The organism is Polaromonas sp. P1_H6 (genome assembly GCF_056405195.1).
On sequence record NZ_JBFUCN010000002.1, the window covers coordinates 42,728 to 54,966 of the forward strand.

Below are 12,239 nucleotides of genomic sequence, written 5' to 3' on the forward strand. Positions count from 1 at the left end.
TTGCTCAACGCCGGTGCGCTGCGCCGGCGTGTGGACTAGCCATGCAGCTGAGCGTGAGCTGTCGCGCCTGAGTTGCCGCCGACGGCGCAAAGCCTGCGTGCCGCCGGACGCCAAAAAAGAAACAGCCATTCCCAGCCAATGAGAAATAGTGCTTTGCGCGTACAGGCAAGCACCGGATACTGACGCGATGTTGCCCGATGCCCCCGCCCCTTCTACCGCTTCCGCCGTTGATCGCGCGCTGGTGGTGCTGGCCACGCTGGCGCAGCATGGGCGCCCCCTGACGGCCGTGGAGCTGCTGGGCAAGACGGGCTTGAGCCAGAGCACGCTTTACCGCCAGTTGCTCTCGCTCAAGCGCTGGGGTTTTGTGCTTGAAACGGACGGCCGTTATGCGCCCGGGCCTTTGAGCCTGCAGCTGGCCCTGGGTTACGACGTGGCGTCCCATCTGGCGCAGCAGGCGCGCCAGGAAATGCTGATGCTGGCGCAACAATCACAGGAAAGTGTCGGCCTGATCGTCGCGGTCAACGGCCAGGCCATTTGCATCGACATGGTCGAAAGCTGCCAATCCCTGCGCTGCTCTTTTGAAAAAGGCCGCAGTGTTCCCCTTGAAAAGGGTGCCTCGGCCAAATGCCTGCTGGCCCATATGTCGGTCGCTGCATTGAGCGCCACGCCAGCCCCTGATCGCCGGCCCCCCGAGTTGCTGGCCGAACTGGCCGAAATCCGCAAGGCCGGCTTCGCCGTCAGTGACAGCGAAGTGGATGCCGGTGTCTGGGGCGTCAGCGTGCCCCTGTTCGCCATGGGAAAACAAGCCGTCGGCGCCCTGACATTGATGGCGCCCAGCGTGCGTGTTCAGGGCAAACACCCGCCCCTGATCCAGATGGCAGTGGTCACCGCCGCCCGTATTTCCCGAAGTTTGAGCCGCTGAATTTATTTAACCCCCTGGAGAGACCCCATGAACTTTCGCCGCCAATTCCTTGCTTCCTGTGTTGCCGTCCTCGGCCTGGCCGCTTTCAGCGCACATGCGCAGGACGTGCTTCGTGTCGGGACCGACGCCACCTTTCCGCCCATGGAATATGTTGAAGCCGGCAAACGCACCGGCTTCGATATCGAGCTGGTGGAAGCCATCGCCAAGACCCTGAACAAGCGCATCGAGTGGATAGACATCGACTTCAAGGGCCTGGTCCCCGGGCTGGTCTCCAAGCGCTTTGACATGGCGGTATCGGCCATCTACATCACCGACGAGCGCAAGAAAGTCGTGGACTTCACCGATTCCTACTATGCGGGCGGCCTGGTGGCCATGGTGAAGGAAGGCAATACCGCCATCAAGACACTGGCCGACCTGAATGGCAAAAAAGTGACCGTGCAGGTGGGCACCAAGTCCGTGAGCTACCTGGCCGCCAACTACCCGCAGGTGCAGCTGGTGGAAGTCGAGAAGAACCAGGAAATGTTCAACCTGGTCGACATCGGCCGCGCCGACGCGGCCGTAACCGGCAAGCCGGCGGCCTTCCAGTACGTGCGCACCCGCGGCGGCCAGCGCGTGCTCGAGCAGCAATTGACCACTGAGGAGTACGGCATGGCGCTGCGCAAGGACACGCCCGAGCTGACCAAGGCCGTTAACGGCGCCCTGGCCAAACTCAAGGCCGACGGCACTTACGCGCAGATCGTGAAGAAGTGGTTTAGCAACACCACGGCTCCAGCCGCCGCCAAATAAGAAAACCCGGGAGCGCATCGGATGGAACTCGATTTCTCCCCCGCTTTCGCGGGGTGGCGCAACCTGCTGTCGGGTGCGCTGGTGACCGTGGAAATCACGGCGGTGGCTCTGGTGCTTGGCTGCATCATGGGCTTGCTGGTGGGGATCGGGCGCCTCAATCCGGCCAGACGCGTGGTCTATGCGCTGTGCACCAGCTACGTGGCGGCCATACGCGGAACGCCGCTGCTGGTGCAGCTGTTCATACTGTTTTTCGGTTTGCCGCAGTTCGGCATCATGCTGCCGGCGTTTTTGTGCGGCGTGATAGGCCTGGGCATTTATTCCGGCGCCTACGTGTCGGAGATCGTGCGCGGCGCCATCCAGTCGATTGACAAGGGCCAGATGGAGGCTGCGCGTTCGGTCGGCATGTCCTACGGAACGGCCATGCGCAACATCATCCTGCCGCAGGCGCTGGTGCGCATGATCCCGCCGCTGGGCAACGAATTCATCGCGCTGATCAAGAACTCCGCGCTGGTGTCGCTGCTGACCATCCATGAGCTGATGCACGAGGGGCAAAAAATCATCAGCGTGTCCTATCGTTCACTGGAGGTCTACCTCGTGATTGCCGTCATGTATTTTGTGCTGACCGGGCTGACGACGCTGGCGCTGCGCCGTATCGAGCAGCGGCTGCGCGCCGGAGGCATGGTGCAATGAACACGCCGCAACCCACCTTCCCTACACCCGCCGCCGGCGCCCCCATCGTCAACATCCGGGGATTGCGAAAATCTTTTGGCGAGCACGTCGTGCTCCACGGCATTGATTTTGAAGTCCAGCCCTCGCAGGTGGTCGTTGTCATCGGGCCCAGCGGCTCTGGCAAAAGTACCTTCCTGCGCTGCTGCAACGGGCTGGAAACGCCCGACAGCGGCCGGGTTGAAATCTGCGGCCGCGTGCTGGCCGATGCCGGCCGCATGCTGGACGACCAGGCGCTGAACCATTTGCGTGAAGACGTCGGTATGGTGTTCCAGTCCTTCAACCTGTTTCCGCACCTGTCGGTGATCGACAACATCACCGTCGGCCCGCGCAAGGTGCGCGGCTTGTCCAGGCAGCAAACGGAAGCCGAAGCCCTGGCGCTGCTCGACAAGGTGGGCCTGGTGCAAAAAGCCCATGCCATGCCGGCCAGCCTGTCGGGCGGGCAGAAGCAGCGGGTCGCGATTGCCCGCGCGCTGGCCATGCAACCCCAGCTGATGCTGTTTGACGAGCCCACCTCGGCGCTGGACCCCGAGCTGGTGGGTGAGGTCTTGCAGGTCATGAAGCTGCTGGCGGGCGAGGGCATGACCATGATGGTCGTGACCCATGAAATGGACTTCGCGCGCGAAGTGGCCGATGTGGTGGTGGTGATGGATGGCGGCGTGTTGATCGAGGCCGGGCCGCCCGATATCATCTTTACCAACCCGGCGCAGGCGCGAACCCGGGATTTCCTCCAGGCCGTGCTGTCACGGAACTGATCGCGGGCCGCCTTCCGGGCGCTCAATTTTTTCAGGAATCCATCCCATGAATGACTTCAGCGACGACAGCGGAGTTTTTAGCTTGCATCAGGGGCACGTGCCTTTGCTGGTCAGCATGCCGCACATAGGCACGGAAATCCCCGCCGAACTGCAGGGCGGCTACACGGCCGAAGCGCTCAAGGTCGAAGACACCGACTGGCATTTGCATCGGCTCTACAACTTCCTGCCCCTGCTGGGCGCCAGCGTGCTGCGGCCGCGCTATTCGCGCTATGTGATCGATTTGAACCGCCCGCCCGACGACGCGCCCATGTACCCGGGCGCCTCCAACACCGAGCTGTGCCCCACGCGTTTTTTCAGCGGCGCGCCGCTGTACCAGGCCGGCCGTGAGCCTGGCCCCGAAGAGCGCATGAGGCGGCGCGAAGCCTACTGGCAGCCCTACCATTCAGCCCTGGCCGCCGAACTCGCGCGCCTGAAAGCGCAGCACGGCTTTGCCCTGCTGTGGGACGCGCACAGCATACGTTCGCAAATTCCCTGGTTGTTCGAAGGCAAGCTGCCCGACCTCAACATCGGCACCGCCAGCGGCGCCAGCGCGCATGAATCCATCACCGCCGCGGTGGTGCAGGCCTGCGAGGCCGCGCCCCACATCAGCATCGCCGTCAACGGCCGCTTCAAGGGCGGCTACATCACGCGCCACTACGGCCAGTCCGCGCAAGACGTGCATGCCGTGCAGCTCGAGATGTGCCAGAGCCTTTACATGCAGGAAGTGGCGCCCTACGCCTATGACGAGGCCCTGGCCTGGCAGGTGCAGCCCCTGCTGAGGAATATGGTGGCCGGCGCGCTGCAGGCCGCCAACCACCTTTACGCCTGAGACACCATGATGATGAGCAGCGGCATCAAGACATTTTTCGCGCCCCAGGCCTGGGTGCAGGGCGCGTGGGCCAAAGACGTCCTGTTGACGGTGGCCGCCAACGGCAGCTGGCAAAGCGTGTTGCCCGGTGCTACGGCGCAGCAACAGCAAGGCGCGACACTCTTGCCCGGCCCGGTGCTGCCCGGCTTGGTCAATGCACACAGCCATGCCTTCCAGCGCGCCATGGCGGGCCTCACGGAGCGCCGCAGCGCCGGCGCGCATGCGTCTGACGATTTCTGGAGCTGGCGCGACCGCATGTACAGCGCGGCCAACCGCATCACACCGGAGCAGCTCGAGGCGATTGCGACCCAGCTCTACGCCGAGCTGCTGGCCGGCGGTTACACCCAGGTCTGCGATTTCCATTACCTGCACAACGACGTGAACGGCAAGGCCTATGCCGACCCGGCCGAGATGTCGCTGGCCCTGGTGCGTGCCGCGCAGCGCACCGGCATCGGCCTCACGTTATTGCCAACGCTGTACATGCGCTCCGGCTTCAAGGCCGCGGGCCTGCGCGAAGACCAGCGCCGCTTTGCCTCGACACCCGAGAGCGTGATGCGTGTGGTCGAGCAAATCCAGCGGCAAACACAAGGCGATGCGCGCATCAACGTCGGCGTCGCCGTGCACTCGCTGCGCGCCGCTGGCCCGGCCGCCCTGCATGAACTCGGCACCGCCGCCAAAGAGGCCGGCCTGCCGATGCACATCCATATCGCCGAACAGACGCAGGAAGTTGAGGACTGCCTGGAACACACAGGCCAGCGCCCGATCGAATGGCTGCTGAACAACGCCGACATCGACGCCCGCTGGAACCTGGTGCACGCCACCCATGCCACGCCGGCCGAACTGCTGGGTGTGCAGGGCACCGGCGCGGCCATCGTGATCTGCCCCGCGACCGAAGCCAACCTCGGCGACGGTGTGTTCGAGCTGCCGGCCTACGCGGCGGCGGGCGGCCGCTGGTCGATTGGCTCCGACAGCCACGTCACGCGCAGCTGGGCTGAAGAGCTGCGCCTGCTCGAATACTCGCAGCGCCTCACGCTGCGCCAGCGCAACATCGCCGCGCGTGTCCTCGGGAACGAAAGCAGCGCGGCCGGCCTGTTCGAGGCCGCTTTGGCCGGCGGCTTCCCTGCCACCGGCCGGATGCAAGGCGGCCTGGCGCCCGGCCACCGTGCCGATTTTGTGACGCTGGACCTGGAGTCCCCCGCGCTGCTGGGCGTGCCGGCCGGCCACCTGCTGGACGCGCTGGTGTTTTCCAGTCCGGACGCTACGTTTGGCGAGATGTTTGTGGCGGGCGAACGCACCGCCGCGCCTTCACCTGAGCGTGCGCAGGCCTTTGTTCGAGCCATGCGGGAGTTGTGGGCGGACTGATTTCGCCCCCGGGGCTGGCTGCATCGGGACTCCAAGCCGGGTCCTGTTGATGGTGACTTGGCCGTGCAGAATGTTTTTTTTGCAAAATTTTCGGCCGGTGGCTGCCTTGATTTCCCGGCAATGCCGTGCGGCAACTGATCGGCTCCCAATGGAGGCTTGCTTTTGGCCCAGGCCGGCGCTTGACCGCCGGTCTCTGCTCATAGCCCTCAAAAGTACTTTTTTAGCCGGATGCGTCATGGACCCGCCCGGCTTGCCGGACAATCGGTACATGGAGGGCAGGGTGGCCCGTCTGGCCGGGCATACAGCATGACCCTGAACTATCCTGCCGGGCAGTCGCTGCCGCACCCAAAAATCGACACAAAAGGGAGTTTGAATGACCATGAATGCCACGTCGGCTGTCGACGCATTTGTGAAGGAAACAGGCTTTGGCAACTGGTTCCTGCGCTCTGTCACCTGGAAAGTGCAGGTACTGCGCCGGGCGCTGAAGGATCTTCAGGCCTTGCTGCCTTCCCAGAGGCGGTACGACCGCATTCTGGATGTGGGTTGCGGCTTTGGGCACTCCTTTGCCGAACTTTCCGCTTGTTTTGCTCCTCAGCTTATTGTGGGCATGGATGCCGACCCGTCCCTGCATGAACGGGCGGGTCCCCAAGCTCGTGCTTGCGGCAGTCCCGTGGAGCTGCATGCCGGCAATGCGTCGCGCATGGACTGGCCGGACAACCATTTCGACATGGTTTTCTGCCACCAGACTTTCCACCACATCGTCGCGCAAGAAGAGGCTATGGCCGAATTTTTCAGGGTGCTCAAACCGGGAGGCGTGCTGCTGTTCGCTGAATCGACGCGTGAATACATCCACTCCTTGCAGATCCGCCTGTTGTTCAAGCATCCGATGGAAGTGCAGCGCACGGCGCCCGAATATATCGCGATGATCCAGTCGGCCGGCTTTGATTTGCCGCCGGAACGAATTTCATTTCCCTACCTGTGGTGGAGCCGCAGGGACATCGGCTTCCTGGAGTGGATCGGCGTGCCCGTGCCCAAACAGAGGGAAGAAACGCTGATCAATGCGGTAGCCATCAAACCCTGAAGGGCGGCTACGCGGGGCTGCCGGGGGCGGTCAGGCTGCTGCCTGGCTCCACCTTGCTCCAGTAAGTCCATTCGAGCTGCCGCAGGGCCTCTCCGCGCAGTTGCGGGCTCATGGCCGTGGTGGGATATATCGCCAGGGTCAGCAAGGCGTTTCGGCCCGTCATGGCCGCTGGATTCCCGTCATGGGTGCAGGATTCAAATCGCACTGACTTCATGGAAGGCCGGCCTGAGGCCGAGGCAAACTGTTTGAGCCAGGCTTCTTTCAGCGTCCATTGGGCGTAGAACCAATCCTGCTGTTGCTGCGGGGTCTTCGCGGCCCAGCCCTGGAGCGCGCCAGCTTCATGAACCCAGTTGTTGAGCGCCTGAAAGTCACGTGGACGGTCATTGCACTCCACGTCCACGCCCACAGGGCGCGCTGAAACGGCGCAGGCAACCCAGTCGCCGCTATGGCTCAGCGAAAAATGAAGTCCGATGGGAGAGGCGCCGGGCGGTGGCGCCAGAATTTCGGGAGCAGCATCATCGGGTGTGGACAAGGCGTAGTCTTGCCAGTGGCCGCCTGCATGGGCCGCCAGGCATTGGCGCGCGAGCCAGCGCCCGGCAATGAACTGCCTGCGGCGCCCTGGAGACGTCATGCCCGAAAGCCTGGCTTGTTCGGGAAGGCTCAGCCAGCCTGTTCCGCCTGCGGGGAGGCGGGCATGAACAGCTTCGATGCTTTCAAGGGTGACGCTGGTGGGAATGCCAGCCGGAGTCCCAGGCAGCGTCATGTCTGCGTTTTGCCGTTCTATGCAGGCCGTGCCGGTCATGCCTTGCTCAGCGGCTTGCGGTGGCTATCAGGCCTTGAGAAGGTCGGTGCGAATCGCGTCCTTGAGGTCTTGCACCCAGGTGTTGTAGAACGGATGAATGACCGGCTCGCCATTTCGTTCACCATAGTTCATGTTGATGCTGTCCTTGTAGGTCAGCGAATACTTTTGGGGCGTATAGGAGATCAGCACCACGACGGTGTGCTTGTTGCGGACCACGAGGGTTGCCTGGATTTTGCCGTCCGCCTGTTGGGCAATCGTCCAGCCTTTTGCGGCGGCGCCGGCCAGGATGGCCTGCTTGACCCGCTCACCGGAAGGCGCGGTGCCGCTGCTGGTGACAACGGCAACGTCGGGGTGGTTGACGATGGGTAGCGGGTAGCGTGCGCTGGCCGGGCCTGCGGCGAATGCCAGTGCGAGAAGAAGATAGGCAAAAATTTTCGATTTCATGGTTCAGTTCCCTCAGGGTTTGATGTTGATCGCCGGCTTATTGGGCCTGCAGCTTTTCATTCAGGCGCAAGGACGGGTCCTCAAGTGCCTTCGTGATGATGACCGACCAGTCATTGCGATCGCAATTTTCATGGTGTTGCGCACCTGGCCGGTAAATTTTGGGTTCTTTTGCTTCTTTTTTTGTCACTCGGTCTCCTCGATTGAAAATCAGTCCATCCAGCGCTTGAATACCAGCGACGTATTGATGCCGCCGAAAGCAAAGTTGTTGCTCATCACGTAGTCTGTCTGCAGGTCGCGTCCGCCCGCAAGCACGTAATCCAGCTGGCCGCACTGGGGATCGATGTCGCGCAGGTTGACCGTGGGGGCAAACCATCCGTCGCGCATCATCTCCACGCTCATCCAGGCTTCCAGTGCGCCACAGGCGCCCAGGGTATGGCCCATATAGCTCTTGAGTGAACTGATGGGCACCTTGGCGCCGAAAATTTCATGGGTACCGTGGGTTTCGGCCACGTCGCCGTGGTCGGTGGCGGTGCCGTGCGCATTGATGTACCCGATGGCCTCCGGCGGCAACCCGGCGTTGCCGAGGGCCAGTCGCATGGCCTGTGCCATGGTTCGGGCGTTGGGTCGGGTCACGTGCGTGCCGTCGCTGTTGGTGCCAAAACCGACGATCTCGGCCAGGATACGGGCGCCGCGTGCCCGCGCGTGCTCCAGCTCTTCCAGCACCAGCGTGCAGGCGCCTTCGCCCAGCACCAGCCCATCCCGGGTGACGTCAAAGGGGCGCGGGCTCAGGTGTGGGGCGTCATTGCTGACGCAGGTGGCGAACAAGGTGTCGAAAACAGCGGCGTCCACGGCGTCCAGCTCTTCCGCGCCGCCCGCCAGCATGGCGACCTGCCGCCCGCTCTGGATGGCCTCGAAGGCGTAGCCCACGCCCTGGCTGCCGGCGGTGCAGGCGCTGGAAGTCGGGATGATGCGCCCCGTCACTCCCAGGAAGACGCCGATATTGACGGCCGCTGTATGCGACATCATCCGCAGGTAGGTGTTGGCGTTGATGCCTTCAGTGTTCTTGCGGGCCACCATGTTCCCGAAGTCGCCCATCGCCGGCGGTGAACCGACAGAGGAACCGTAGGAAATGCCCATACCGCCATCGGTGACCAGCGCGCTACCGGTGAGGCCCGCATCCGCCAAAGCCATCTCGCTGGCCAGGGTGGCCATGATGGCGACGCGGCCCATGCTGCGGGTGACTTTGCGGTTGTAGTGCGCGGGTAGCTCAAACGGTGCGGCGCGCACGCCCAGCCGCGTGTTGAGGCCTTCGTAGTCGTCCCACTCCTTGATGTAGCTCACCACGTTGCGTTCTTCACGCAAGGCCGCGCGCACGGTGGGCCAGTCGTGGCCAAGTGGGCTCAGCGCTCCCACGCCGGTGATGACAACGCGCTTCATCCGACCATCCCCCCGTTCACGGAAATGACCTGCCGCGTGATGTAGGCGGCGTCGGGCGAAAGCAGGAAGGACACGGCGGCCGCGACTTCCTCGGGGCGGCCCATGCGGCGGGCGGGAATCATGTGGAGGGCTTCTTCAAGCACTTGGGGTTCAATCATGTCGGTGTCTATCAGGCCCGGGGCTACGCAGTTGACGGTGATTTCTCGTTTGGCCAGTTCCACCGCCAGCGCTTTTGTGGCGCCAATGATGCCGGCCTTGGCCGCACTGTAATTGGTTTGGCCGCGGTTGCCCATCAGGCCGGACACCGAGGACAGCGTCACGATGCGCCCGGGCGCGCGCCTGCGCACCATGGGCATGACCACGGGGTTGAGCACGTTGTAGAAGGCGTCGAGGTTGGTGTGGATGACCGCGTCCCAATCTTCGCCGCTCATGGCGGGAAAAGCGTTGTCACGCGCGATGCCGGCATTGCAGACGACGCCGTAATAGGCCCCGTGCGCCTCGATGTCGGCCAGCAGCATGCCGGCGGCCTGGGCGCGGTCCGTCACGTCGAAGCAGAGCACGCGCGCTTCGCGGCCCATCTCCAGGATGGCGTTGGCCACTTCTTCGGCCTGCTCGCGCTGCTGGCGGCAATGCACAACCACGTCGTAGCCGTCTTTGGCCAGGCGCAGGGCGATGGCCCGCCCTATGCCCCTGCTCGATCCCGTGACCAGCACGCAGCGATTCATGATGTCTCTCTCTTTTTGATATCCAGAAATGCCCCGCCTTCGGGGGGCTCAAATACCGACAGGCTGGCCGCCGCCGCCAGTTCGCCGCCCACCAGTATCCGGCAGGTGAACATGCCCAGGCCGTTGTTCCCCATCAGTTCGCAGTCCGCCTCGATGCGCAGGCACTCGCCCACCCTGAACGACTGGCGATGCGCGTCATAGCGGCGGGTGCCCACCAGGAAACCCAGCGTGATGCTGCGCCCCTCGCGGTGCGCCCGATGGCCGGCCCAGGCCGCGACGGCCTGGGCCATGTATTCGATGCCTATCCAGGCGTCCAGTTGCCCGCCGCGCAGGAACAGGCTGTCCTCGCGGATGGCGGCCTCGGCCACCACGCGTTCGGTATCCACGCTGACGATGCGGTCCAGCCAGCTCATGGTGCGGCGATGGGGAACCAGGTCGGCTACGCGACGAGCTTCATCCATTGGGCTCATTTCAGGCACTCCCCAGCAGGATGGAGGCATTGCTGCCGCCGAAAGCGAATGAATTGCTCAGCACATAGCGCGGCGTGCGGCCTAGGCTTTCGCCCGGGGTCACGACGCGCAGGGGGGGCAGCGCGGGGTCCGGCTGGCCGTCCCACCAATGGGGCGGCAGCAAGCCCCGGGGGTTGTCCACCAGGCTCAGCCATCCGAAGGCGGCCTCAATGGCCCCGGCGGCGGCCAGGGTGTGGCCGGTCAGGGGCTTGGTCGAGCTGACCGGTATGTCGGCGCCCAGAAGCTGCGACACCGCCAGGCTTTCCATCGCGTCATTGTGGGGGGTCGCGGTACCGTGAAGATTGAGGTAGTCCACCTCCGCTGCTTGCACGCCGGCGCGCTGCAAGGCCAGTTGCATGGCTGTCGCGGCCCCGCGGCCGGTGGGATCGGGCGCCGACATATGGTGCGCGTCGGAGCTTTCTCCCCATCCGGCGAGCCGGACCGGGCCGGGGTCTCGCGTCATCAGGAACAGCGCCGCGCCTTCACCGAGGTTGATGCCCTGCCGGTTCAAGGAAAGCGGGTTGCTGCGGGTGGCTGAAATCGATTCGAGCGCGGAAAACCCCGCCACGGTGAACTTGCCGAGCACATCGCAGCCACCGGCCACGACGGCGTCGGCCATGCCTGCTTTGAGCAGGCGCGCGCCGCTGGCCAGGGCTTTGGCTCCTGATGAACAAGCGGTGGAAATGACATGCGCGGCGCCGGTGACGCCAAGCTCCGCGGCGATGAAGTCGGCGAGATTTCCCGGCTCTTGCTGGGCGTAGCGGAATTCCGCGGGCCAGGACCCGGTACGTTTCCAGTGCGCGCGGGCGGCCTCGCGCTCCGGCAGGCCCGGGGCGCTGATTCCCAGCACGACGGCCACGCGGGCACCGCCGAAGCGGGCGATGGCGGCATCGACCGACGGCCGCATCTCTTGCAGCGCCAGCAGGGACAGCGCGTTGTTACGGGTATGGAACTCCGGCGCCGCATGCGCGAGGCTGGGTAGCTTGGCGTGTACTTCGCCGACCGACAGCACGCGGCCGGGCGAATAGCGGTCCGTCCGGGTCAGGCCGCCCGGGCCTGACGCGTCGAACAGCGCTTGGCGCACCCTGTGGGCTCCATGGCCCAAGGCGCAAACAAGGCCAAGATCTTGGAGGTAAATGGTACTCATGGGGTGGCAAAAACAGGTGAGGCGCCCTGGCTGTACACCTGCACGGTGTAGCCTTCGGCGCGTTGAGTCAGTTCAATCTGGCCGGCGGTGACCTCGCGCACGACCGTGACGATGTGTTCTTCATGGCGCAGCACGCGTCCGTGTGCAGTCTCCTCCAGGCGCCAGCCGGGCGGCAGCGCGGCGCTCACCGCCGTCGCCGGCCACCAGACCAGTTGCAGGTCGCTCAGCACGCGCTCGGCGCTGACCGCGGCGGGCCAGCCGGGCGCCAGGCTCTGGCTGAGTTGCCGGCCGTCCCACTCAAGGCGGGCCACGGTCTGCCCCAGCTGCATGACGGCCATGCGGACCGACGTTTCATCGGCTTCAAGCGCCACCTCCATGGAGTGCGTCCGGCCCGCGGCCTGCACGTCCAGTCGCTGCACGACGGTGATTTCGCGACCCAGCGACGATGGTGTCAAACGCAGCATGGGTGCGGTGCCCCCCTGAAGCGGCACGGCGCAGCCCGTCAGCCCGGCGCTGGCTGCCAGCATCCAGGCCAGGCTCATGCCCGCGAGCAAGCGACGCATCAGTGAGGTCACGCTTGCTCCATGGCGTTCATTGTGCATTGCCCCATGATCGGGGCGTTTTTCAGAATTCGCG

The 12,239-nt window shown here is 64.4% G+C and carries 15 protein-coding genes; 7 read left to right on the forward strand and 8 right to left on the reverse strand.

The window, feature by feature from the left end; genetic code table 11:
- Positions 1–187 precede the first annotated feature (187 nt).
- The 7 genes from AC1D1F_RS02565 (at position 188) to AC1D1F_RS02595 (ending at position 6,539) form a co-directional block, all read left to right on the forward strand.
- A complete protein-coding gene (locus tag AC1D1F_RS02565; RefSeq protein WP_477695973.1) occupies positions 188–922 on the forward strand; it encodes an IclR family transcriptional regulator in 735 nt (244 codons plus the stop codon).
- Positions 923–949: 27 nt separating this feature from the next.
- Positions 950–1,708: a transporter substrate-binding domain-containing protein gene (locus AC1D1F_RS02570; protein ID WP_477674830.1), complete on the forward strand. Its 759-nt coding sequence runs from the start codon at positions 950–952 to the stop codon at positions 1,706–1,708.
- 21 nt (positions 1,709–1,729) lie between these two features.
- Entirely contained in the window at positions 1,730–2,398 is a 669-nt protein-coding gene (locus AC1D1F_RS02575; RefSeq protein WP_477674831.1) for an amino acid ABC transporter permease, read from the forward strand.
- Positions 2,395–3,189 carry an amino acid ABC transporter ATP-binding protein gene (locus AC1D1F_RS02580; protein WP_477674832.1) on the forward strand — a complete coding sequence of 265 codons (795 nt, stop codon included), beginning with the start codon at positions 2,395–2,397 and terminating at the stop codon, positions 3,187–3,189. The genes AC1D1F_RS02575 and AC1D1F_RS02580 overlap by 4 nt, the downstream gene beginning before the upstream one ends.
- A gap of 46 nt (positions 3,190–3,235) precedes the next feature.
- Complete coding sequence (gene hutG / locus AC1D1F_RS02585) at positions 3,236–4,057, forward strand: N-formylglutamate deformylase (RefSeq protein ID WP_477674833.1); 822 nt, start codon at positions 3,236–3,238, stop codon at positions 4,055–4,057.
- A gap of 12 nt (positions 4,058–4,069) precedes the next feature.
- Positions 4,070–5,458, forward strand: a complete 1,389-nt coding sequence (locus AC1D1F_RS02590; RefSeq protein ID WP_477674858.1) for a formimidoylglutamate deiminase — start codon at positions 4,070–4,072, stop codon at positions 5,456–5,458.
- Between the two features lie 373 nt (positions 5,459–5,831).
- Positions 5,832–6,539, forward strand: a complete 708-nt coding sequence (locus tag AC1D1F_RS02595; protein ID WP_477674834.1) for a class I SAM-dependent methyltransferase — start codon at positions 5,832–5,834, stop codon at positions 6,537–6,539.
- A 7-nt stretch (positions 6,540–6,546) separates the two neighbouring features.
- On the opposite strand, the gene AC1D1F_RS02600 is transcribed toward AC1D1F_RS02595, so the two are convergent.
- From AC1D1F_RS02600 to AC1D1F_RS02635, 8 genes are all read right to left on the reverse strand, one after another.
- Positions 6,547–7,170: a 4'-phosphopantetheinyl transferase family protein gene (locus tag AC1D1F_RS02600; RefSeq protein WP_477674835.1), complete on the reverse strand. Its 624-nt coding sequence runs from the start codon at positions 7,168–7,170 to the stop codon at positions 6,547–6,549.
- A gap of 198 nt (positions 7,171–7,368) precedes the next feature.
- Positions 7,369–7,785, reverse strand: a complete 417-nt coding sequence (locus tag AC1D1F_RS02605) for a hypothetical protein (protein ID WP_477674836.1) — start codon at positions 7,783–7,785, stop codon at positions 7,369–7,371.
- A gap of 37 nt (positions 7,786–7,822) precedes the next feature.
- On the reverse strand, positions 7,823–7,972 hold the full coding sequence (locus tag AC1D1F_RS02610) for a hypothetical protein (RefSeq protein WP_477695971.1): 150 nt from the start codon (positions 7,970–7,972) through the stop codon (positions 7,823–7,825).
- Positions 7,973–7,992: 20 nt separating this feature from the next.
- Positions 7,993–9,222 carry a beta-ketoacyl-ACP synthase gene (locus AC1D1F_RS02615; RefSeq protein WP_477674838.1) on the reverse strand — a complete coding sequence of 410 codons (1,230 nt, stop codon included), beginning with the start codon at positions 9,220–9,222 and terminating at the stop codon, positions 7,993–7,995.
- Positions 9,219–9,947 carry a 3-oxoacyl-ACP reductase FabG gene (gene fabG, locus AC1D1F_RS02620; protein WP_477674839.1) on the reverse strand — a complete coding sequence of 243 codons (729 nt, stop codon included), beginning with the start codon at positions 9,945–9,947 and terminating at the stop codon, positions 9,219–9,221. Before fabG ends, AC1D1F_RS02615 begins: the two co-directional genes overlap by 4 nt.
- Entirely contained in the window at positions 9,944–10,408 is a 465-nt protein-coding gene (locus tag AC1D1F_RS02625; RefSeq protein ID WP_477674840.1) for a hotdog family protein, read from the reverse strand. The genes fabG and AC1D1F_RS02625 overlap by 4 nt, the downstream gene beginning before the upstream one ends.
- A 10-nt stretch (positions 10,409–10,418) precedes the next feature.
- Entirely contained in the window at positions 10,419–11,603 is a 1,185-nt protein-coding gene (locus AC1D1F_RS02630) for a beta-ketoacyl-ACP synthase (protein ID WP_477695970.1), read from the reverse strand.
- Positions 11,600–12,178 carry a DUF3261 domain-containing protein gene (locus AC1D1F_RS02635; protein WP_477674842.1) on the reverse strand — a complete coding sequence of 193 codons (579 nt, stop codon included), beginning with the start codon at positions 12,176–12,178 and terminating at the stop codon, positions 11,600–11,602. Before AC1D1F_RS02635 ends, AC1D1F_RS02630 begins: the two co-directional genes overlap by 4 nt.
- Positions 12,179–12,239 lie beyond the last annotated feature (61 nt).